We start from the raw sequence: 22,712 nt of genomic DNA, 5'->3' as shown, positions 1-22,712 counted from the left end.
GTGCCTTTTTTGTCAGCGTTGAAAAGGAGAGCTTATTTTTTCAGCTGAGAATGAAAATCACGTTGATCGTAACCGGTATAGAGCTGGCGAGGGCGGGCGATTTTGATGCCGTCCTGGTGCATCTCGTTCCAGTGTGCAATCCAGCCGACGGTACGCGCCATGGCGAAGATCACGGTGAACATAGACGACGGAATTCCCATGGCTTTCAGAATGATGCCGGAGTAGAAGTCGACGTTCGGGTACAGTTTCTTCTCGATGAAGTACGGGTCATTCAGCGCGATGTGTTCCAGCTCCATCGCCACTTCCAGCAGGTTGTTGTCTTTCAGATCGAGTTCTTTCAGTACTTCATGGCAGGTGTCGCGCATGACGGTGGCGCGCGGGTCATAGTTTTTGTAAACACGGTGACCGAAGCCCATCAGACGGAACGAATCATTTTTGTCTTTCGCGCGTTTGATGAAGCCTGGAATGTGCTCTACGCTACTGATCTCTTCGAGCATTTTCAGTGCGGCTTCGTTGGCGCCGCCGTGAGCCGGGCCCCACAGGGAAGCAATCCCGGCAGCGATACAGGCGAACGGGTTAGCGCCGCTTGAACCGGCGGTACGCACCGTAGAGGTGGAGGCGTTCTGTTCGTGGTCAGCGTGCAGGATCAAAATACGGTCCATGGCGCGTTCCAGTACCGGGTTGACCACATACTCTTCACAAGGCGTTGCGAACATCATATGCAGGAAGTTACCGGCGTAGGAGAGGTCATTACGCGGGTAAACGAACGGCTGTCCGATGGAGTATTTGTAACACATCGCAGCCACGGTCGGCATTTTTGACAGCAGACGGTACGCGGCGATTTCGCGGTGACGTTCATTTTCGACATCAATTGAGTCGTGATAGAACGCGGCCAGCGCGCCGGTCACGCCGCACAGTACGGCCATCGGGTGCGAGTCGCGGCGGAAACCGTGGAACAGGCGGGTGATCTGTTCGTGAACCATGGTGTGGCGTTCAACAATTTTCTTAAAATCTTCGTACTGTTTCTGGGTTGGAGCTTCGCCGTACAGTAACAAATAGCTCACTTCCAGGAACGTAGACTCTTTAGCCAACTGGTCGATCGGGAATCCACGGTGCAGCAAAATGCCTTCGTCACCGTCGATATAGGTAATTTTAGATTCACAGGATGCAGTAGAGGTAAAGCCGGGGTCAAAGGTGAACAAGCCTTTAGCGCCGAGGGTACGAATATCAATTTCGTCCTGGCCCAATGTGCCGGATAGCACGTCGAGTTCGATAGGTTCTTGACCTTGTAGGGTAAGTGTCGCTTTCTTATCAGCCATTTACAGTCTCCTTAGCGCCTTTATTTTAAAAATCATCAACAACTGAGCAGCCTGAATTGCGACCCGAAGTTCCGCCATTATTATTTTCGAAAGGGTCTCTGCGATAGGATAGAGAAGCCAGCGTAGAGCACGGTCGAATTTTGTCGCCTTTAGGCAACTATTTGACGGACGAGAGGCGTTTCATCGTTGTTAAAGATTCGATAGATCATTATTTTCTTTTGCTCAAATTATAGATTACTTGCGACGAGTATGAGGTTTTACGCAATCCCCACTTTTGCATACCTTGGCGTAACAGGGAAGCGTAGATGTGTCTGTCGTAGTCATCACGGAAGCGAGCGGATGGCTAATATGTAATGGAAATGTTGATCCAATGTCAAACTACATAATTTATTTTGTGGCGATTGTTAAAATTGCGAGCTAAATCACTGTTTCGCAGAAATGTGACCAAAGCGATTGTAGGGGAATTGTAATAGGAATGTGATCAACCTATACTTTGCCGCAGGTCTCCGGGTAACCCGAAGTAGGAGCACCCAGCACATCTTCTTTGTCTTTCAAATTACTGCGTTGTTGGCTGCGCGCGTGCACTCTAAAGTCACTTACTTATGTAAGCTCTCAGGGATTTACGCACTTGCCGCCGAGCAGAATTCGAAATCCTTCGAAGCTGGAAAATTAGTCTACGCGTCTTGATTACAATGGATGTCGTTGTTTGAGCGTATGACTCCTTCATGCTCGAAGTGAGTGAGGTTGCAGGAAGGCGGCAATTGAGTGAATACGATGAGCTTACTTCGGTAAGTGATTCGTGTGAACGAGAGCAGCCAACGCATTTGCAGCCTCAGTCAATAAGAGGATGTGTTGTTTGAACACCACCAAGGCCGGGGTAGTAAAATAATAAGTGCCGTCGTTATCAAAGCGCTCGCTGCGATACGAAAAGGCTCTATGAGGTGTGTGGGCATAACCGTGAAAAAACAAAGACCTGTCAATCTGGATCTGCAAACGATCCGGTTTCCTGTTACTGCGATAGCGTCCATCTTACATCGTGTCTCCGGCGTAATTACCTTCGTCGCTGTAGGTATCCTCCTCTGGCTGCTCGGCATGTCGCTCTCTTCTCCCGAAGGGTTTGCACACGCAGCTGAAATCATGAATGGCTTCGTCGTTAAATTCATCTTCTGGGGAATACTCACTGCTCTGGCCTATCACGTCTGCGGTGGCATCCGCCATTTGCTGATGGATTTTGGCTATCTCGAAGAGAGTTTGGCTGTCGGTACCCGTTCTGCCCAAGTGGCTATCGGTATTACCGTCCTGCTGTCAATTCTGGCTGGAGTCTTTGTATGGTAAACAATGTTTCGGCATTAGGACGCAACGGCGTACACGACTGGCTTCTGCTTCGTGCTTCGGCGATCGTTATCACTCTGTATATCCTCTATATCGTGGGCTTCGTTGTTATCGCTCATGACATTACTTTTGATGTCTGGCAAGGCTTCTTTGCTTCCTCCATTACCAAAGTATTTACCCTGCTGACGTTGCTGTCGATTCTGATCCACGCGTGGATTGGTATGTGGCAGGTGTTAACGGATTACGTCAAGCCGCTGGCTGTGCGCCTGGTGCTGCAACTGGCCATCGTTGTGACGTTAGTCGTTTATCTACTTTATGGAACGATCGTTGTTTGGGGAGCGTAGTCAATGAATCTGCCAGTCAGAGAGTTTGATGCTGTGGTTATCGGTGCAGGTGGCGCCGGTATGCGTGCGGCATTACAGATTTCACAAACGGGCCAGACCTGTGCCCTGATTTCCAAAGTTTTCCCAACCCGCTCCCATACGGTGTCAGCGCAGGGCGGTATTACCGTCGCGCTGGGTAACACCCATGAGGATGACTGGCAATGGCATATGTACGATACCGTGAAAGGTTCCGACTATATCGGTGACCAGGACGCGATTGAATATATGTGTAAAACCGGCCCGGAAGCGATTCTGGAACTGGAACATATGGGGCTGCCTTTCTCCCGTCTGGAGGATGGCCGAATTTATCAGCGTCCGTTTGGTGGTCAGTCGAAGAATTTCGGCGGCGAGCAGGCGGCACGTACCGCGGCAGCGGCGGACCGGACCGGTCACGCACTGTTGCACACTCTTTATCAGCAGAACCTGAAAAACGGCACCACCATTTTCTCCGAATGGTACTCGCTGGATCTGGTGAAAAACCAGGACGGCGCGATTGTCGGTTGTACCGCAATCTGTATCGAAACCGGTGAAGTGGTCTACTTCAAAGCCAAGGCCACCATACTGGCGACCGGCGGTGCAGGCCGTATTTACCAGTCCACCACGAACGCACACATCAACACCGGCGACGGCGTGGGTATGGCGTTGCGCGCAGGCGTTCCGGTGCAGGACATGGAAATGTGGCAGTTCCACCCGACGGGTATCGCGGGTGCCGGTGTTCTGGTGACAGAAGGTTGCCGTGGTGAAGGCGGTTATCTGCTCAATAAAGATGGTGAACGCTTTATGGAGCGTTACGCACCGAATGCCAAAGATCTCGCGGGTCGTGACGTGGTGGCGCGTTCCATCATGATCGAAATCCGTGAAGGCCGTGGCTGTGAAGGTCCTTGGGGCCCGCACGTTAAACTGAAACTCGACCATCTGGGCCGTGACGTTCTGGAGTCCCGCCTGCCGGGTATTCTTGAACTGTCCCGCACCTTTGCTCACGTTGACCCGATCAAAGAACCTATTCCTGTTCTGCCAACCTGCCACTACATGATGGGCGGTATTCCGACCAAAGTGACCGGTCAGGCGCTGCGTGTGAACGAGAAGGGCGAAGATGTGGTGATCCCCGGTCTGTTCGCGGTGGGCGAAATTGCCTGCGTATCGGTACACGGTGCCAACCGTCTGGGCGGCAACTCGCTGCTGGACCTGGTGGTGTTTGGCCGTGCTGCGGGTCTGCATTTGCAGGCGTCGATCGACGAGCAGGGCGAAAGCCGTGAAGCGACACAAGATGACATCGATGTCTCCCTTGAGCGCATGAACCGCTGGAACAATACCCGTTCGGGTGAAGACCCGGTGGCTATCCGTAAAGATCTGCAAACCTGTATGCAGCATAACTTCTCGGTATTCCGTGAAGGCGATGCGATGGCCGAAGGCCTGGAGCAGTTGAAAGTGATCCGCGAGCGTCTGAAATTTGCCCGTCTGGATGACACCTCAACGGAGTTCAACACCCAGCGTGTTGAGTGTCTGGAGCTGGATAACCTGATGGAAACTGCCTTCTCTACCGCGGTTTCTGCCAATTACCGCACCGAGAGTCGTGGGGCACACAGCCGCTTCGACTTCCCTGACCGTGATGACGCGAACTGGCTTTGCCACACGCTTTATCAGCCGGAAACAGAAAGCATGACCCGCCGTGAGGTGAACATGCAGCCTAAGCTTCGTGCGGCCTTCCCGCCGAAAGCACGTACTTACTAGGGCATAGCGGAGAAAGATCATGAGACTCGAATTTTCGATTTATCGCTATAACCCGGACATTGATGACGCACCGCACATGAAAGACTACGTGCTGGAAGCGGAAGAAGGGCGTGACATGATGGTGCTGGATGCGTTGATCCAGCTGAAAGAGCAGGACCCCACGCTCTCTTTCCGTCGCTCCTGCCGCGAGGGCGTGTGTGGCTCTGACGGCGTCAACATGAACGGTAAGAACGGTCTGGCCTGTATTACGCCGGTCTCTGTTTTACAGAAGAATGGCAAGAAGATTGTCATCCGCCCGCTGCCCGGCTTACCGGTCGTTCGTGACCTGGTGGTGGACATGGGGCAATTCTATAAGCAGTATGAGAAGATTAAACCTTACTTATTGAATGATGGGAAAAATCCTCCGGCCCGCGAGCATTTGCAGATGCCGATCGATCGCGAAAAACTGGACGGATTGTACGAGTGTATTCTCTGCGCCTGTTGCTCGACGTCCTGCCCATCTTTCTGGTGGAACCCGGACAAGTTCGTCGGTCCGGCCGGTTTATTGGCGGCATATCGCTTCCTGATCGACAGCCGCGATACTGAAACAGAGTCGCGCCTTGACGATCTCGACGATGCTTTCAGCGTATTCCGGTGCCACAGCATCATGAACTGTGTCAGCGTATGTCCGAAGGGCCTGAACCCAACCAAAGCCATCGGCCACATCAAATCGATGCTGCTACAGCGCGGTGCCTGAGTTCGAAAGACCTTACTCAATAGCGGGAACCCTGGTTCCCGCTAATATTAAGTGAGCTGTTGGTAACATATTCGCAACAAGGTGCAACAAAGTTGCTCCCAATTGGAGTAGGATAGGTTTAGGGAAAAAATAATAAGGTCAGGTCCGGCAGGGTAGCGCCAAAAGACAGCGATGAGAGTCCTGCATGTTGTCTTTTGGAGGTTCCTTGTGGCGCCACAGGCTCCAGACCAATGAACTGTTTATGTATGGAAAACCGTCGTACCGCGGTGTATCACGGTCAATATTATTAACCACGGCGAAAACTAAAGCTTCAAAGCTTAAGGGATCACGATGCAGAACGGCGCAATGAAGGCCTGGCTGGATTCCTCCTATCTGGCGGGTGCAAACCAGTCTTACATAGAACAACTCTATGAAGACTACTTAACCGATCCTGGTTCCGTTGACGATAGCTGGCGTTCAATTTTTAAACAGCTTCCGACAGTGGGTGTTAAACCAGAGCAACTCCATTCTCAAACACGCGACTACTTCCGCCGCCTGGCGAAAGACGCATCACGCTATAACTCCGCTATCAGCGATCCGGAAACGGATGCCAAGCAAGTTAAAGTGCTGCAACTTATCAACGCCTTCCGCTTCCGCGGCCATCAGAATGCGAATCTCGATCCACTCGGTTTGTGGAAGATGGACGACGTACCTGATTTGGATCCGGCTTTCCACCATCTGACTGATGCTGACTTCCAGGAAACCTTCAATGTAGGTTCTTTTGCCATTGGCAAAGAGACCATGCAGCTTGGTGAGCTGTATAAAGCCTTGAAGCAAACCTATTGCGGCTCGATCGGTGTGGAATACATGCACATCACTAACACCGACGAGAAGCGCTGGATCCAACAGCGTGTCGAATCCGTGGTTGGCCGTGCAAACTTCACTGATGCAGAAAAGAAAACTTTCCTGAAAGAGCTGACTGCAGCAGAAGGTCTGGAACGTTATCTCGGTGCAAAATTCCCGGGTGCTAAACGCTTCTCACTGGAAGGTGGCGACGCGCTGGTGCCGATGCTCAAAGACATGATCCGTCACGCCGGTAAAAACGGTACGCGTGAAGTGGTGTTGGGTATGGCGCACCGCGGGCGTTTAAACGTGCTGATCAACGTGCTGGGTAAAAAACCGCAGGACCTGTTCGACGAGTTCTCCGGCAAGCATAAAGAACATCTGGGTACCGGTGACGTGAAGTACCACATGGGTTATTCATCTGATGTGGAAACCGAAGGCGGCATGGTTCACCTGGCGCTGGCGTTTAACCCGTCGCACCTTGAAATCGTCAGCCCGGTGGTTATCGGTTCTGTTCGTGCCCGCCGCGATCGTCTGGATGAAGCGCGCAGCAACATGGTATTGCCGATCACCATTCATGGTGATGCGGCGATCACCGGGCAAGGCGTAGTTCAGGAAACCCTGAACATGTCGCTGGCACGGGGTTATGAAGTGGGCGGTACTGTGCGTATCGTCATCAATAACCAGGTGGGTTTCACCACCTCGAACCCGAAAGATGCGCGTTCAACCGATTACTGTACTGATATCGCCAAAATGGTGCAGGCGCCGATTTTCCACGTCAACGCGGATGACCCGGAAGCCGTGGCTTTCGTGACCCGCCTGGCGCTGGATTTCCGCAACACCTTCAAGCGTGATGTGATGATCGATCTGGTGTGTTACCGCCGTCACGGGCACAACGAGGCCGATGAGCCGAGTGCAACCCAGCCGCTGATGTACCATAAAATCAAAAAGCATCCTACGCCGCGTAAAATCTACGCAGACATTCTGACTGAGCAAAACGTCGCCAGTCTGGAAGATGCGACTGAAATGGTCAATCTGTACCGTGATGCCCTCGATGCAGGGGATTGCGTGGTGGAAGAGTGGCGCGCGAACGACATGCACACCTTCACCTGGTCTCCGTACCTGAACCACGAATGGGATGAAGAGTACCCGAGCAAAGTTGAACCGAAGCGTTTGCAGGAACTGGCCCGTCGCGTTAGCCACGTACCAGAAGCCATCGAAATGCAGGCCCGCGTTGCCAAGATTTACGCCGACCGTAATGAAATGGCTGAAGGTAACAAGAAGTTTGACTGGGGCGGTGCCGAGAATCTGGCCTACGCCACGCTGGTAGACGAAGGTATTCCTATCCGCTTGTCGGGTGAAGATACCGGCCGTGGGACCTTCTTCCACCGTCACGCCGTAGTTCATAACCAGAAAAACGGTTCCGTGTATGTGCCACTGGCGAATATTCACAACAGCCAGGGCGTGTTTAACGTCTGGGATTCGGTGTTGTCCGAAGAGGCCGTTTTGGCGTTTGAATATGGTTATGCCACCGCAGAACCGCGCACCCTGACCATTTGGGAAGCGCAGTTCGGTGACTTTGCTAACGGCGCTCAGGTGGTCATCGACCAGTTCATCAGTTCCGGCGAGCAGAAATGGGGCCGTATGTGTGGTCTGGTGATGCTGCTGCCGCACGGCTACGAAGGGCAGGGTCCTGAGCACTCCTCCGCACGTCTGGAACGTTATCTGCAACTTTGCGCTGAGCAGAATATGCAGGTGTGTATCCCGTCTACTCCGGCGCAGGTGTACCACATGATCCGTCGTCAGGCGCTGCGCGGAATGCGCCGCCCGCTGATCGTCATGTCTCCGAAGTCTCTGTTGCGTCATCCTCTGGCGGTTTCCACGCTGGATGACCTGGCCAACGGCAGCTTCCTGCCAGCGATTGGTGAAGTTGATGAGATGGATCCCAAACAGGTCAAGCGCGTCGTGATGTGTTCAGGCAAGGTCTATTATGATCTGCTGGAGCAACGTCGCAAAAACGAGCAGACCGATGTGGCTATCGTCCGTATCGAACAGTTATATCCATTCCCGCACAAGGCTATTCAGGAAGTGCTTGAGAAATTCTCTCACGTCCATGATTTTGTTTGGTGTCAGGAAGAGCCGCTGAACCAGGGCGCCTGGTACTGCAGCCAACACAATTTCCGTGAAGTGATTCCTTTCGGGGCTTCTTTACGTTACGCAGGACGTCCAGCGTCAGCCTCTCCGGCAGTGGGCTATATGTCTGTTCACCAGAAGCAGCAGCAAGATCTGGTTAATGATGCGTTGAACATTAATTAACGATTTTAAGAAGGATTGAGAATGAGTAGCGTAGATATTTTGGTCCCTGACCTTCCTGAATCCGTTGCGGATGCGACGGTTGCCACCTGGCACAAAAAGCCGGGCGACAGTGTAGAGCGCGATGAAGTGCTGGTCGAGATCGAAACCGACAAAGTGGTGCTGGAAGTGCCTGCAAGCGAAGCCGGTATTCTTGAGAGCATTCTGGAAGACGAAGGTGCGACCGTTATTTCCCGCCAGATCCTGGCTCGTCTGCGTCCGGGTAACAGCACCGGTAAGGCAAGTCAGGAAAAAAATTCCGATAAAGAATCTACCCCTTCCCAACGCCACACCGCGGCACTGGAAGAAGAGAGCAACGACGCACTCAGCCCGGCAATCCGCCGTTTGATCGCTGAGCATTCACTCGACGCCAGCGCCATTAAAGGCAGCGGTGTGGGTGGTCGTCTGACCCGTGAAGATATCGACGCACATATTGCTAAATCGGGCAAAGATGCCAAACCTGCGGCTGACGCAGCACCGGCTAAAGTGGCTACCGCTGCTGCAGGCCCGGCTATCGGCGCACGCAGTGAAAAACGCGTTCCGATGAGCCGCCTGCGTAAGCGCGTGGCCGAGCGACTGCTGGAAGCGAAAAACAGCACCGCCATGTTGACGACGTTCAACGAAATCAACATGAAGCCAATCATGGACATGCGTAAGCAGTACGGTGACGCGTTCGAAAAACGTCATGGCGTGCGTCTGGGCTTTATGTCTTTCTATCTGAAAGCGGTAGTCGAAGCGCTGAAACGTTACCCGGAAGTGAACGCCTCTATTGATGGTGAAGATGTGGTTTACCACAACTACTTCGATGTCAGCATCGCGGTTTCCACTCCACGCGGTCTGGTTACGCCGGTTCTGCGTGATGTGGATACGCTGGGCATGGCCGATATCGAGAAGAACATCAAAGAGCTGGCTCTGAAAGGCCGCGACGGTAAGCTGAAAGTTGAAGAGCTGACCGGCGGTAACTTCACCGTGACTAACGGCGGCGTATTCGGTTCGCTGATGTCAACACCGATCATCAACCCACCACAAAGTGCGATCCTTGGCATGCATGCCATCAAAGATCGTCCGATGGCGGTGAACGGCCAGGTTGTTATCCTGCCGATGATGTACCTGGCGCTGTCCTATGACCACCGTCTGGTTGACGGCCGTGAGTCAGTGGGCTTCCTGGTGACCATCAAAGAAATGCTGGAAGATCCGGCTCGTCTGCTGCTGGACGTCTAGTCCTGGCGGATAGAAGCAAAAGAGATCGTTAAAATCTGAGGCACGGTTCGCCGTGCCCTGATAAGCCTTCCTACTAAGAATGGATAGAACATCATGAATTTACACGAGTATCAGGCGAAACAGCTTTTCCTGCGCTACGGCCTGCCAGCACCAACAGGCTTTGCCTGTTCCACTCCGCGTGAAGCGGAAGAAGCGGCGTCCAAAATCGGTGCGGGTCCGTGGGTAGTGAAATGTCAGGTTCATGCTGGTGGCCGCGGTAAAGCGGGCGGCGTGAAAGTGGTAAAAAGCAAAGAAGAGATCCGTGCTTTTGCTGAAAACTGGTTGGGCAAGCGTCTGGTGACTTACCAGACAGATGCACACGGCCAGCCGGTAAACCAGATCCTGGTTGAAGCAGCGACTGACATCGACAAAGAACTGTACCTCGGCGCGGTAGTTGACCGCAGCTCGCGTCGCGTGGTGTTCATGGCGTCTACCGAAGGCGGCGTGGAAATTGAAACGGTAGCGGAAGAGACCCCGCACTTGATCCACAAAGTCGCATTGGATCCACTGACGGGTCCGCAGCCTTACCAAGGCCGCGAACTGGCCTTCAAACTGGGCCTGACCGGTAAGCAAGTTCAGCAGTTCACCAAAATCTTCATGGGTCTGGCGGCGATTTTCCTCGAGCGCGACCTGGCGATGATCGAAATTAACCCGCTGGTGGTGACTACCGCCGGTGACCTGATTTGCCTTGACGGCAAACTGGGTGCAGACGGTAACGCCTTGTTCCGTCAGCCAGAACTGCGCGAAATGCGCGACCACAGCCAAGAAGATGCCCGTGAATCTCAGGCTGCGCAGTGGGAACTGAACTACGTTGCACTCGACGGCAACATCGGTTGCATGGTGAACGGCGCAGGTCTGGCGATGGGTACCATGGACATCGTCAAACTGCACGGCGGTGAACCGGCTAACTTCCTCGACGTTGGCGGCGGTGCAACCAAAGAACGCGTTACCGAAGCGTTCAAAATCATTCTGTCTGACGAAAAGGTGAAAGCGGTGTTCGTTAACATCTTTGGCGGCATCGTTCGCTGCGACCTGATTGCCGACGGTATCATCGGCGCGGTGGCAGAAGTGGGCGTCAACGTACCGGTTGTGGTGCGTCTTGAAGGTAACAATGCCGAGCTGGGTGCCAAGAAACTGGCAGACAGCGGTTTGAACATCATTGCAGCGACCAGCCTGACCAATGCGGCTCAACAAGTCGTCGCGGCAGTGGAGGGGAAATAATGTCGATTTTAATCAACAAAAACACCAAAGTGATTTGCCAGGGGTTCACCGGCAGCCAAGGGACTTTCCACTCTGAACAAGCGATCGCTTACGGTACGCAGATGGTCGGTGGTGTTACGCCAGGCAAAGGCGGCACCCTGCATCTCGGCCTGCCTGTTTTCAACACCGTGCGTGAAGCAGTGGAAACCACCGGTGCCACGGCATCCGTGATTTATGTTCCAGCTCCGTTCTGTAAAGACTCGATTCTGGAAGCGATTGATGCAGGCATCAAGCTGATTATCTGTATCACTGAAGGCATCCCGACGCTGGATATGCTGGTGGTGAAAATGAAGCTTGAGCAGAGCGACACGGTGATGATCGGGCCAAACTGCCCGGGTGTTATCACCCCAGGCGAGTGCAAAATTGGCATTATGCCGGGCCACATTCACAAGCCGGGCAAAGTGGGTATCGTTTCCCGTTCTGGTACCCTGACGTATGAAGCGGTTAAACAGACCACAGACAACGGCTTCGGTCAGTCAAGCTGCGTCGGCATTGGCGGTGACCCAATCCCAGGCTCTAACTTCATCGACATCCTGAAGCTGTTCCAGGAAGATCCACAGACTGAAGTGATCGTAATGATCGGTGAGATCGGTGGTAATGCGGAAGAAGAAGCGGCGGCTTACATCAAAGCTCACGTGACCAAGCCGGTTGTCGGTTACATCGCCGGTGTGACGGCTCCTAAAGGCAAACGTATGGGCCACGCTGGCGCCATCATTGCCGGTGGTAAAGGCACTGCAGACGACAAGTTTGCTGCGCTGGAAGCGGCTGGTGTGAAAACTGTTCGCAGCCTGGCCGATATTGGCGATGCAGTGAAAGCGGTTTTGCCACAATAAATTAACGCACTGTTATTTATTATCATCAAAGGTCACCTGCGGGTGGCCTTTTTTATTACTGCTATAATATTTAACAAGGCATCATTTTAATGAGAACTCTTAACAGTGCATGAAATGTTCAAAAGAAATGAAAAGTTAATAATTGGTTTTATTACGTGTCCGTGGTGATATTGAATTTACCGTAAAGTTACAATAAATTAACACTGAGTCTTTCAATAAAACCTTATCAAACCAATAATTAACAATATTTCAGATTTTTTTTAGAAACCTTAAGAACAATATAGAAATAAACAGTGAGATAGGCTTAAATTGCTACAGATCAATTTAAGGGTGTGAGGGTGAACAGACTGCTAATTGACCTGTAGGTGGAAATCAGATTTAGGTCACGTAAAAACCTATTTATTGTGTGGGATTAGTGGCGTAACATTATGAACCTGTAACATGAGTATCCAAGAACAGATCTAAGATTGTTAACTTTTCCCGACTCTCACTACCGTTCGCTGCGACTGCCTGGCTATTTTCCTGTGTTCGCGCGAAGTGAGGTTGGGTGTCAGGCGTATTTAATCTTATTGATTGTGAAAATGATTGATAGTGAAAAGCGTTTTAAGACAGGTTTTTATTTGTTTGGCAGGTTTTTGAAAGTGGAAGTCATGAGGCGTTCCGGCGATCGGTTCGTCAGAGAGTTGTAAGTTGGAGTCTTCCTCCGAGGATCTAGGGGTCAAGATGTTTGATATCGTTGAACTGTCGCGTTTACAGTTTGCTTTAACGGCCATGTACCATTTCCTGTTCGTCCCATTAACGCTCGGTATGGCGTTCCTGTTGGCGATTATGGAAACCGTATATGTGCTTTCTGGCAAACAAATCTATAAAGATATGACCAAATTCTGGGGCAAGTTATTTGCAGTAAACTTTGCGCTGGGTGTGGCCACGGGTTTGACCATGGAGTTCCAATTCGGGACTAACTGGTCATATTTCTCACATTACGTCGGTGATATCTTTGGGGCCCCATTGGCTATCGAAGGTTTGATGGCGTTCTTCCTCGAATCCACCTTAGTCGGTTTATTCTTCTTCGGTTGGGATCGTTTAACGAAAGTTCAGCACATGACGGTGACCTGGTTTGTTGCCCTCGGTTCTAACTTATCTGCTCTTTGGATCCTGGTCGCCAACGGCTGGATGCAAAACCCGATTGCCTCAGACTTCAACTACGAAACCATGCGCATGGAAATGGTCAGCTTCTCAGAGCTGGTCCTTAACCCGGTTGCGCAGGTTAAATTCGTTCACACCGTGGCGGCAGGGTATGTCACCGGCGCGATGTTCATTTTGGCGATCAGCTCCTACTACCTGCTCAAAGGGCGCGACATTGGCTTCGCCAAGCGCTCATTCGCCATCGCGGCAAGCTTCGGTCTGGCGGCTGTACTGTCTGTTATCGTATTGGGTGATGAATCCGGTTACGAAATGGGTGATGTGCAAAAAACCAAATTGGCAGCCATTGAAGCTGAGTGGGACACCCAGCCTGCACCGGCTAACTTCACACTTATCGGCCTGCCAAATCAGGACAAGATGGAAAATGAATATTCCATTCAAATCCCGTACCTGCTGGGTCTGATTGCCACCCGTTCGGTCGATACGCCGGTCACCGGTCTGAAAGACCTGATGGCGCAGCATGAAGTGCGTATCCGTAACGGTATGAAAGCTTACAACCTTCTGGAAGAGTTGCGTTCAGGGAATACTGACCCTGTTGTTCGTAGTGACTTCGAGAAGTCCAAGCAGGATCTCGGTTATGGCATGTTGCTTAAACGCTATACGTCCAACGTCACTGACGCGACCGAAGCGCAAATCCAGCAGGCGACCAAAGATTCTATTCCACGCGTTCTGCCGCTGTACTTCGCCTTCCGTATTATGGTCGGTTGCGGTTTCCTGATTCTGGCGCTGATCGGTTTGTCTTTCCTGACCGTTATACGTGGCAAGATGGGACAAAAACGCTGGTTGCACCGTGCGGTACTTTACGGGCTGCCACTGCCGTGGATTGCCATTGAAGCCGGGTGGTTTGTTGCAGAATATGGCCGTCAGCCGTGGGCGATTGGTGAAGTGCTGCCAACGGCGGTGGCTAACTCATCGCTGACAACCACTGACGTCCTGATGTCGATGGGGTTGATTTGCGGTCTGTACACCCTGTTCCTGGTCGCTGAAATGTTCCTGATGTTCAAGTTCGCCCGTCTGGGGCCAAGCAGCCTGAAAACTGGCCGCTATCACTTTGAACAACCTTCAGCGCCGCTTGAGCAAGCTCGGTAATAGGGAGTCCACATATGTTTGATTATGAAGTTTTACGGTTCATCTGGTGGGTGTTGATCGGCGTACTGTTTATTGGTTTCGCCGTCACCGATGGATTCGATATGGGCGTGGGCATCCTGCTGCGGATCATCGGTAAATCCGATACTGACCGCCGCGTGATGATTAACTCCATTGCCCCGCACTGGGACGGTAACCAGGTCTGGCTCATCACAGCCGGTGGCGCGTTGTTTGCTGCCTGGCCGATGGTGTATGCCGCTGCCTTCTCCGGCTTCTACGGCGCGATGATTCTGGTGCTGTGCGCCTTGTTCTTCCGCCCATTAGGCTTTGACTACCGTTCTAAACTGGAAAGCCCACGCTGGCGTGGCATGTGGGACTGGGGCATCTTCATTGGTAGCTTCGTGCCTGCACTGGTATTCGGCGTGGCGTTCGGCAACCTGCTGTTAGGTGTGCCTTTCCATATCGATGAATATCTGCGCCTTTATTACACCGGCAGCTTGCTGCAGTTGCTCAATCCGTTCGGCTTGCTGGCGGGGGTTGTCAGCCTGACGATGCTTATCGCGCAGGGTGCGACTTATCTGCAAATGCGTACCACCGGTGAGCTGCACTTGCGTAGCCGGGCAGCGTCGCAGATTTCTGCACTTGTCATGATGGTCTGTTTCCTGATTGCCGGCGTCTGGCTGGTGAAAGGTATCGATGGCTTCGTGGTGACGTCTGCACTGGATACGGCAGGGCAGTCTAACCCGCTGCGCAAAACGGTGGCGCATCAGGCTGGCGCGTGGTTGCTTAATTACAACAAAATGCCAGGCCTGTGGGCTGTTCCGGCATTGGGTGTCATTCTGCCACTGCTGACTATCCTGTTCTCTCGTATCAATAAAGGTGCGCTGGCATTTGTGTCGTCTTCACTGACCATTGCCTGTGTGATCCTGACGGCGGGGATCACCATGTTCCCGTTCGTTATGCCATCAAGCACTACGCCTGATGTCAGCCTGACGATGTGGGATGCAACTTCCAGCCTGTTGACGTTGAAAGTGATGACCGTTGTAGCCTGTATCTTCGTGCCGATCATCCTTATCTACACCAGTTGGGCGTATTACAAGATGTTTGGTCGTCTCGACAAAACTTACATCGACAACAACAAACACTCTTTGTACTAATCGTTCAACTGAACGGGAGATAACACCATGTGGTATTTTGCCTGGATCCTCGGAACGCTGCTGGCCTGTTCGTTCGGTATTATTACGGCGCTGGCTTACGAGCACAATGAAGAGAACAAAGCCGCTGCAGCGAAAGATGGGCAATAATGAGTTTGCTCGCTGACAAACTGTATGCCATTACTGACAAGGGCCCCTTGCGGGCCCTTTCACTCGCAATGGCCCTCGTGTTGGCAGGGTGCGTGTTTTGGCAACCTGGCCAATTTGCATCATCAACCAGCAAGCTGGAAGTCTGGCATGGGATCATTCTGATCTGGGCAGTATGCACTGGACTGATTCATGGTTTTGGTTTTCATCCTCATCGGTCTGTATGGAAAGCGTTCTTTTCTCCGCTCCCCGCGATGATTATCCTGCTGGCAGGGCTTCTTTACTTTTTTAGCTAGTTTGTTTATCTAATATTGATAGATATTTACACGACTTTTCCTATGGGCCATTCAGGCCCATAATTATTTGCATTCTCGACCAACAAGCCATTCCCAACCTGAAAGCTCTTGCGTATAGTAGGCCCGTCAAATTGCATTACGGGATGTAGAGTGAGTAATTCGTTGTTCCGATGGCCGGTTCGTGTCTACTACGAAGACACAGACGCGGGAGGGGTGGTCTATCACGCCCGATACGTCGCCTTTTATGAAAGGGCTCGCACAGAGATGTTGCGCCAACGCAATTTTCACCAGCAGCAGTTGCTGGATGAACACGTCGCTTTTGCTGTCCGCCGCATGACGGTCGAATATTTGGCTCCTGCTCGTCTCGATGACCTGCTTGAAGTCCAAAGTGAGATAACGTCTATCCGGGGGGCTTCCCTTACTTTTGCACAACGAATTCTTGATGCGAGCGGTAACCTTCTGAGTTTTGCAGAAGTGTTGATTGCATGCATCGATCCACACCAAATGAAGCCGAAAGCGCTTCCTAAGTCTATTGTCGCGGAGTTTAAGCAGTGACTGACATGAACATGCTTGATTTGTTTTTAAAGGCCAGCATTCTGGTTAAGCTGATTATGCTTATTCTGGTGTGCTTCTCTGTCGCATCTTGGGCGATCATCATTCAACGTACGAAAGTACTGAATGCAGCTACCCGCGAGGCAGAAGCGTTTGAAGATAAATTCTGGTCCGGTATTGAGCTTTCACGCCTTTACCAGGAAAGCCAGGGCCGCCGTGAGAGTCTCACCGGCGCCGAACAGATTTTCCATTCAGGTTTTAAAGAGTTCGCCCGTTTGCACCGTGCAAACAGTCACGCGCCAGAGTCAGTAATTGAAGGCTCTTCACGTGCGATGCGTATCTCCTTTAACCGCGAGCTTGAATCGCTTGAAATGCACATTCCATTCCTGGGTACCGTTGGTTCCATCAGCCCGTACATCGGTCTGTTTGGTACGGTCTGGGGTATCATGCACGCCTTCATTGGTTTAGGTTCTGTCAAACAAGCTACCTTGCAGATGGTTGCTCCCGGTATTGCCGAGGCATTGATTGCCACCGCAATCGGTCTTTTCGCCGCGATCCCTGCGGTTATGGCCTACAACCGTCTGAACCAGCGTGTGAACAAGCTCGAACAAAACTACGATAACTTCATGGAAGAATTCACGGCTATCCTGCACCGTCAGGCTTTCTCTCGCGAAAGCAGCAGTAACTAAAGGGGGATAGCATGGCTCGAGTTCGAGGTCGTCGTAACCGTCGTGAAGGTAAGTCGGAGATCAACATCGTTCCGCTGCTTGACGTGCTCTTGGTTCTGCTGCTGATTTTTATGGCGACAGCCCCAATCATTACGCAAAGTGTGGAAGTTGATCTTCCTGATGCGACAGACTCAAAAACAGTGTCCAGTGATGATAACCCGCCGGTCATTGTTGAAGTTTCCGGTGTGGGGCAATACACCATCGTGGTGGATCATCAACGTATGGAACAGTTGCCGGAGCAGCAGGTTGTGGCGGAAGCCGCTAACCGTATTAAAGCTAATCCGAAAACGGTTTTCCTGATCGGTGGGGCCAAAGATGTGCCCTATGATGAGATCATCAAGGCATTGAATATGCTGCATCAGGCAGGTGTTAAATCTGTCGGACTGATGACACAACCTATCTAACGATAGGCATTTGTAACACTTATTGGAAGCCCGGCTTTTCTTAGCCTGAGAAAGCGGTTGTCTGCGTAGCGATAACTGGCGCTGAAGAAACCCGGGTTTTTGGCCATCCTGTGTTGGGAAATCTATTTTGGTAAAGGCAACTGCAACTGAACAAAACGATAAGCTCAAACGCGCCGTTATTGTTTCGGTCGTTCTGCATATCATCATAATAGCCCTGCTGATCGTGGGATCGCTGGCCGAAGATACCAGCATGAGTGGTGGTGGCGGTGGGAGTGATATCTCAGCTGTCATGGTTGATCCGGGTGCCGTGGTCGATCAGTACAACCGCCAGCAGCAGCAATCAGCTGATGCACAACGTGCCGCGCAATCCCGCCAGAAAAAATCTGAGCAGCAGGCTGAAGAACTTCAGCAGAAGCAGGCAGCAGAGCAGCAGAGACTGAAAGAATTAGAGAAAGAGCGTTTGCAGGCACAGGACGACGCCAAGCAGGCTCAGGAAGACGCTAAGCAACAAAAACAAGCCGCCGAACAACAGAAACAGGCGCAGGAACAACAAAAACAAGCTGAAGACGCGGCGGCGAAAGCCAAGGCGGAGGCTGCAAAAGCTCAAACCGATGCTGCTGCCAAGGCGAAAGCCGAAGCAGATAAAGCGGCGAAAACTGCGGCGGATGCACAGAAGAAAGCCGCCACCGAAGCCAAAAAACAGGCCGAAGCCGAAGCGGCTGCTGCGGCAACAGCGGCAAAGAAACAAGCTGAAGCCGATGCCAAAAAACAGGCCGAAGCTGAGGCCAAGAAACAGGCTGCCGCTGACGCAAAAGAAGCTGCCGCCGAGGCTGCAGCACAGGCTAAAGCGGATGCTGCACAAGCCAAGGCCGATGCCGCTGCTGAGAAGAAAGCCGAAGCTGCCGCTGCTGCCAAAAAGGCCGCTGCAGACAAGAAAGCGGCTGCGGCTGCCGCTGCCAAGCAATCTGAGTCTGTCGACGATCTTTTAGGTGGTTTGGCCGATTCTAAGAACGCCCCGAAAGGCGGTGGCGCTGCTGGCGGGGCTACAGCTCCGGCAGGGAAGGGAACACAGAAAAAGGCTGGAGCATCCGGTGCAGATATTGCTAACTATGGTAGCCAGATTAAGGCCGCTATTGAGAGTAAATTCTATGACGCATCATCTTATGCAGGTAAAACCTGTACGTTGCGCGTTAAAATGGCACCAGATGGTTTACTGATTGACGTGAAGGCAGAAGGCGGTGATCCTGCGCTCTGCCAGGCGGCGCTTGCCGCCGCGAGACAGGCGAAGTTCCCTAAACCGCCTTCAGAAGCCGTTTATGACGTCTTTAAAAATGCGCCATTAGACTTCAAGCCATAGTGATTGTTGAAAATAGTGTCTTTTCAGACTTTTACTATGGTATGCAGGGTGAAATTCTAGTTTTGTGTGCGTTGGTTTGTTAAAATTCTGCTAAATTATCGCGGGCAGATTGGTCCAGATAAGGGAGATACAATGAAGCAGGCATTTCGAGTAGCGTTCGGCCTTTTGATACTGTGGGCATCTGTGTTACACGCAGAAGTTCGCATTGAAATTACTCAGGGGGTGGATACCGCTCGCCCAATCGGTGTTGTGCCGTTTAAATGGGCCGGCCCGGGTGCTCCACCTGAAGATATTGGCGCCATTGTGGCGGCTGATTTACGTAACAGCGGTAAATTTAACCCGATTGATGTATCCCGCTTGCCTCAGCAACCGTCAAGCGCAGCAGAAGTCACGCCTGCAGCCTGGACCGCTTTAGGTATTGACGCGGTCGTTGTCGGCCAGGTTCAGCCAAGTGCTGATGGTAAATATTTGGTTTCTTACCAGTTAGTGGATACTGCGGGTTCTCCGGGTACCGTTCTGGCACAAAACCAGTACCAAATTACCAAGCAGTGGTTACGTTACTCAGCCCATACTGCCAGCGACGAAGTGTTTGAGAAGCTGACCAGTATTAAAGGCGCGTTCCGTACACGTATTGCTTACATTGTGCAGACCAACGGTGGTAAATTCCCGTACGAACTGCGTGTTGCTGATTACGATGGCTTCAACCAATTCGTTGTTCACCGTTCCCCGGAACCTCTCATGTCACCGGCATGGTCACCAGACGGCAGCAAACTGGCGTATGTGACGTTTGAAAGCGGTCGTTCTGCGTTGGTGGTGCAAACTCTGTCTAATGGTGCGATCAAGCAAATAGCTTCGTTCCCACGCCATAACGGTGCGCCAGCATTCTCGCCTGATGGAAGTAAATTGGCGTTTGCCTTGTCCAAAGGCGGCAGTCTGAACGTATATGTAATGAATCTGGGCTCAGGTCAAATCAGCCAGGTTACCGACGGTCGTAGCAACAATACTGAGCCAACCTGGTTCCCCGACAGCCAGAACCTGGCTTTCACCTCGGATCAGGGCGGTCGTCCGCAGTTGTATAAAGTAAATATTAATGGCGGTGCGCCTCAGCGCCTGACCTGGGAAGGTTCTCAGAATCAGGACTCTGATATAAGCACGGATGGTAAATTCCTGGTTATGGTAAGCACCAATGGTGGTTCCCAGCACATCGCTAAACAAGATCTGGTAACGGGAGCCGTTCAAGTTTTAACGGACACGTTCCTGGATGAGACGCCTAGTATCGCACCAAATGGCACCATGGTTATTTACAGCTCCTCTCAAGGACTGGGTTCCGTGTTGCAGTTGGTCTCGACTGATGGGCGTTTCAAAGCGCGTCTTCCGGCGACTGATGGACAGGTAAAATTTCCTGCCTGGTCGCCGTACCTGTGATGCATATGTAACTATGTATGGCAAATTATAAAAGGATCAACGAGATGCAACTGAACAAAGTGCTTAAAGGGCTGCTGCTGGCTGTGCCTGTACTGGCAATCGCCGCGTGTAGTTCTCACAAAAGCGCAGACAATGGCCAATCTGGTATGGGCGCTGGCGCTGGCACTGGTGCAGAAAGCGGCAACATGTCTTCTGAAGAGCAAGCACGTCTGCAGATGCAAGAACTGCAAAAGAACAATATCGTTTACTTTGGCTTAGACAAATACGATATCGCTTCTGACTTCGCTCAAATGCTGGACGCGCATGCAGCATTCCTGCGCAGTAACCCTTCATACAAAGTGACTGTTGAAGGTCATGCGGATGAACGTGGTACTCCGGAATACAACATCGCTCTGGGTGAGCGTCGTGCTACTGCAGTTAAAATGTATCTGCAAGGCAAAGGCGTTTCTGCTGATCAAATCTCTATCGTTTCTTACGGTAAAGAAAAACCAGCTGTACTGGGCCATGACGAAGCGGCTTACGCTAAAAACCGTCGTGCCGTACTGGTATACTAAGAGAGTCGCATGAGCAGTAACTTCAGAACTCACCTGTTGAGTCTGTCGTTACTGGTTGGCGTAGCGGTCCCATGGGCCGCTACTGCCCAAGCGCCAATCAGTGATGTCGGCTCAGGCTCGATTGAAGATCGAGTCACCTCTCTGGAGCGTATTTCTAACGCTCATAGCCAGCTATTAACTCAACTTCAGCAACAACTCTCTGACTCCCAACGCGATATTGACTCTCTTCGTGGTCAAATTCAGGAAAACCAATATCAGTTAAGTCAGGTCGTTGACCGTCAAAAGCAAATCTATCAGCAGATGGACAGCCTTAGCAGCCAGAGTTCTACTGGTAATGCGACAGCTGCCGCCTCAGGCGCTGCTGCCGGAGCTGCCGCGGGTGCGGCGACTGATTCATCCACTTCAGCCCCTGCGCAGGTTCCTGCCAGTACTGGTGATGAAAACAGTGACTACAATGCTGCGGTTTCACTTGCTCTGGAAAAGAAACAGTACGATCAGGCTATTTCTGCCTTCCAGGCATTTATCAAGCAGTACCCGAATTCGACTTACCAGCCTAATGCCAACTACTGGTTAGGGCAGTTGTATTACAACAAAGGTAAGAAAGATGACGCCGCTTACTTTTATGCGTTTGTCGTCAAAAACTATCCCAAGTCACCAAAAAGTTCGGACGCGATGTACAAGGTTGGGGTGATCATGCAAGAGAAAGGGCAGGTGGATAAAGCCAAAGCCGTCTATGCACAGGTCGTAAAACAGTTCCCAAATACCGATGCGGCCAAACAAGCTCAAAAACGTTTGTCTTCACAGTAATTCGCTATTCAGGCCCGGAAAATACCGATTTCGTCTGTTTTCTGGGCTTGAATGCGTGAAGAACAAGCAGTCAGGCCCTTTTCTTCAATTAAACGTTGCACTGAAAAGTTATATAAGTAATATATGCCGCCGTTGCCCAGGCAACTGTAAGACGTTATAGCAGTGAGAGATTTAGCTTTGTGCGGGCCGTTAGCTCAGTTGGTAGAGCAGTTGACTTTTAATCAATTGGTCGCTGGTTCGAATCCAGCACGGCCCACCACTGTTAAAGTGGAACTCGCAGTAGAGCAGTGCAGGATGAGAACCTCTGGTTCGAGCCGAGCGAAGCGAGACGACAACGCGAACGCGTTGCCCGCAGGGTGAGGCCGAAGGCCAAATCAATCCAGCACGGCCCACCACGCTAAGTGGTGCACATAGCGAAATATAAAGCATTGAGAAGTAGACCGTGGGCCGTTAGCTCAGTTGGTAGAGCAGTTGACTTTTAATCAATTGGTCGCTGGTTCGAATCCAGCACGGCCCACCACTTCTTGTTTGCTGTGACTCACGCACGTCCTGCCGCGACATACTGCGGACCGTTAGCTCAGTGGGTAGAGCAGTTGATTTTTAATCAATTGGTCGCTGGTTCGAGCGAAGCGAGACGACAACGCGAACGCGTTGCCTGGACGGTGAGGCCAAAGGCCGAATCAATCCAGTACGATCCACCATGTTTAGGTGGGGAAAGTTGTAAAGTACGCAATATTGAGAAGTAGACCGTGGGCCGTTAGCTCAGTTGGTAGAGCAGTTGACTTTTAATCAATTGGTCGCTGGTTCGAATCCAGCACGGCCCACCACTTCCTCATTAGTGCAGCGTATTGAATACCGTTAATACCGTTAGTATCGCGACATACCGCGGGCCGTTAGCTCAGTTGGTAGAGCAGTTGACTTTTAATCAATTGGTCGCTGGTTCGAATCCAGCACGGCCCACCACTCTTTGA

At 51.8% G+C, this 22,712-nt stretch carries 20 protein-coding genes, 5 tRNA genes and 1 other RNA gene; 25 read left to right on the top strand and 1 reads right to left on the bottom strand.

What is annotated here, in order from left to right; genetic code table 11:
- Positions 1-32: 32 nt before the first annotated feature.
- Positions 33-1,319: a citrate synthase gene (locus EAH77_RS03710; protein WP_140470475.1), complete on the bottom strand. Its 1,287-nt coding sequence runs from the start codon at positions 1,317-1,319 to the stop codon at positions 33-35.
- Between the two features lie 945 nt (positions 1,320-2,264).
- Here EAH77_RS03710 and sdhC point away from each other — a divergent pair.
- From sdhC to EAH77_RS03585, 25 genes are all read left to right on the top strand, one after another.
- A complete protein-coding gene (gene sdhC / locus EAH77_RS03705) occupies positions 2,265-2,654 on the top strand; it encodes a succinate dehydrogenase cytochrome b556 subunit (RefSeq protein ID WP_140470857.1) in 390 nt (129 codons plus the stop codon).
- The gene (sdhD, locus tag EAH77_RS03700; RefSeq protein WP_140470474.1) at positions 2,648-2,995 is read left to right on the top strand and encodes a succinate dehydrogenase membrane anchor subunit; all 348 of its coding nucleotides are present in this window, start codon (positions 2,648-2,650) and stop codon (positions 2,993-2,995) included. Before sdhC ends, sdhD begins: the two co-directional genes overlap by 7 nt.
- Positions 2,996-2,998: 3 nt before the next feature.
- Positions 2,999-4,765, top strand: a complete 1,767-nt coding sequence (gene sdhA / locus EAH77_RS03695) for a succinate dehydrogenase flavoprotein subunit (protein WP_140470473.1) — start codon at positions 2,999-3,001, stop codon at positions 4,763-4,765.
- A gap of 19 nt (positions 4,766-4,784) precedes the next feature.
- Positions 4,785-5,501 (top strand): succinate dehydrogenase iron-sulfur subunit, encoded by a 717-nt coding sequence (locus EAH77_RS03690; protein WP_140470472.1) that lies wholly within the window; start codon positions 4,785-4,787, stop codon positions 5,499-5,501.
- A 330-nt stretch (positions 5,502-5,831) separates the two neighbouring features.
- Positions 5,832-8,639, top strand: coding sequence for a 2-oxoglutarate dehydrogenase E1 component (gene sucA, locus EAH77_RS03685; protein ID WP_140470471.1), 2,808 nt, complete (start codon positions 5,832-5,834; stop codon positions 8,637-8,639).
- A 21-nt stretch (positions 8,640-8,660) separates the two neighbouring features.
- Positions 8,661-9,896 carry a 2-oxoglutarate dehydrogenase complex dihydrolipoyllysine-residue succinyltransferase gene (gene odhB, locus EAH77_RS03680; RefSeq protein ID WP_140470470.1) on the top strand — a complete coding sequence of 412 codons (1,236 nt, stop codon included), beginning with the start codon at positions 8,661-8,663 and terminating at the stop codon, positions 9,894-9,896.
- A 93-nt stretch (positions 9,897-9,989) separates the two neighbouring features.
- Positions 9,990-11,156 (top strand): ADP-forming succinate--CoA ligase subunit beta, encoded by a 1,167-nt coding sequence (gene sucC / locus EAH77_RS03675; RefSeq protein WP_140470469.1) that lies wholly within the window; start codon positions 9,990-9,992, stop codon positions 11,154-11,156.
- Positions 11,156-12,028, top strand: a complete 873-nt coding sequence (gene sucD / locus EAH77_RS03670) for a succinate--CoA ligase subunit alpha (RefSeq protein WP_140470468.1) — start codon at positions 11,156-11,158, stop codon at positions 12,026-12,028. Before sucC ends, sucD begins: the two co-directional genes overlap by 1 nt.
- Before the next feature lie 723 nt (positions 12,029-12,751).
- Positions 12,752-14,320: a cytochrome ubiquinol oxidase subunit I gene (gene cydA / locus EAH77_RS03665; RefSeq protein WP_140470467.1), complete on the top strand. Its 1,569-nt coding sequence runs from the start codon at positions 12,752-12,754 to the stop codon at positions 14,318-14,320.
- A 14-nt stretch (positions 14,321-14,334) separates the two neighbouring features.
- Complete coding sequence (gene cydB, locus EAH77_RS03660; protein ID WP_140470466.1) at positions 14,335-15,474, top strand: cytochrome d ubiquinol oxidase subunit II; 1,140 nt, start codon at positions 14,335-14,337, stop codon at positions 15,472-15,474.
- A 27-nt stretch (positions 15,475-15,501) separates the two neighbouring features.
- Positions 15,502-15,621 (top strand): cytochrome bd-I oxidase subunit CydX, encoded by a 120-nt coding sequence (gene cydX, locus EAH77_RS03655; RefSeq protein ID WP_140470465.1) that lies wholly within the window; start codon positions 15,502-15,504, stop codon positions 15,619-15,621.
- On the top strand, positions 15,621-15,914 hold the full coding sequence (ybgE, locus tag EAH77_RS03650; RefSeq protein WP_140470464.1) for a cyd operon protein YbgE: 294 nt from the start codon (positions 15,621-15,623) through the stop codon (positions 15,912-15,914). Before cydX ends, ybgE begins: the two co-directional genes overlap by 1 nt.
- Positions 15,915-16,064: 150 nt before the next feature.
- Positions 16,065-16,469 (top strand): tol-pal system-associated acyl-CoA thioesterase, encoded by a 405-nt coding sequence (ybgC, locus tag EAH77_RS03645; protein WP_140470463.1) that lies wholly within the window; start codon positions 16,065-16,067, stop codon positions 16,467-16,469.
- The gene (gene tolQ, locus EAH77_RS03640) at positions 16,466-17,155 is read left to right on the top strand and encodes a Tol-Pal system protein TolQ (RefSeq protein ID WP_140470462.1); all 690 of its coding nucleotides are present in this window, start codon (positions 16,466-16,468) and stop codon (positions 17,153-17,155) included. The genes ybgC and tolQ overlap by 4 nt, the downstream gene beginning before the upstream one ends.
- Positions 17,156-17,166: 11 nt before the next feature.
- A complete protein-coding gene (gene tolR, locus EAH77_RS03635) occupies positions 17,167-17,598 on the top strand; it encodes a colicin uptake protein TolR (RefSeq protein ID WP_140470461.1) in 432 nt (143 codons plus the stop codon).
- Between the two features lie 127 nt (positions 17,599-17,725).
- Positions 17,726-18,955 carry a cell envelope integrity protein TolA gene (gene tolA / locus EAH77_RS03630; RefSeq protein WP_140470460.1) on the top strand — a complete coding sequence of 410 codons (1,230 nt, stop codon included), beginning with the start codon at positions 17,726-17,728 and terminating at the stop codon, positions 18,953-18,955.
- 132 nt (positions 18,956-19,087) lie between these two features.
- Positions 19,088-20,380, top strand: coding sequence for a Tol-Pal system beta propeller repeat protein TolB (tolB, locus tag EAH77_RS03625; protein WP_140470459.1), 1,293 nt, complete (start codon positions 19,088-19,090; stop codon positions 20,378-20,380).
- Between the two features lie 44 nt (positions 20,381-20,424).
- Positions 20,425-20,934: a peptidoglycan-associated lipoprotein Pal gene (pal, locus tag EAH77_RS03620; RefSeq protein WP_140470458.1), complete on the top strand. Its 510-nt coding sequence runs from the start codon at positions 20,425-20,427 to the stop codon at positions 20,932-20,934.
- 9 nt (positions 20,935-20,943) lie between these two features.
- Complete coding sequence (gene cpoB / locus EAH77_RS03615; RefSeq protein ID WP_140470457.1) at positions 20,944-21,741, top strand: cell division protein CpoB; 798 nt, start codon at positions 20,944-20,946, stop codon at positions 21,739-21,741.
- 183 nt (positions 21,742-21,924) lie between these two features.
- Positions 21,925-22,000, top strand: a tRNA-Lys gene (locus tag EAH77_RS03610).
- Positions 22,001-22,014: 14 nt separating this feature from the next.
- Positions 22,015-22,136, top strand: a non-coding RNA gene (locus tag EAH77_RS03605) — RtT sRNA.
- A 49-nt stretch (positions 22,137-22,185) separates the two neighbouring features.
- Positions 22,186-22,261 (top strand) — tRNA-Lys (locus EAH77_RS03600).
- A gap of 46 nt (positions 22,262-22,307) precedes the next feature.
- A tRNA-Lys gene (locus tag EAH77_RS25060) sits at positions 22,308-22,442 on the top strand.
- A gap of 50 nt (positions 22,443-22,492) precedes the next feature.
- A tRNA-Lys gene (locus EAH77_RS03590) sits at positions 22,493-22,568 on the top strand.
- Between the two features lie 60 nt (positions 22,569-22,628).
- A tRNA-Lys gene (locus EAH77_RS03585) sits at positions 22,629-22,704 on the top strand.
- Positions 22,705-22,712: the final 8 nt, after the last annotated feature.

This window comes from Ewingella americana (genome assembly GCF_006438725.1).
Classification (GTDB): Bacteria; Pseudomonadota; Gammaproteobacteria; order Enterobacterales; family Enterobacteriaceae; genus Ewingella; species Ewingella americana_A.
The sequence above is the reverse complement of the archived record's forward strand: the minus strand, read 5'-3'. Positions and strand labels throughout refer to the sequence as shown.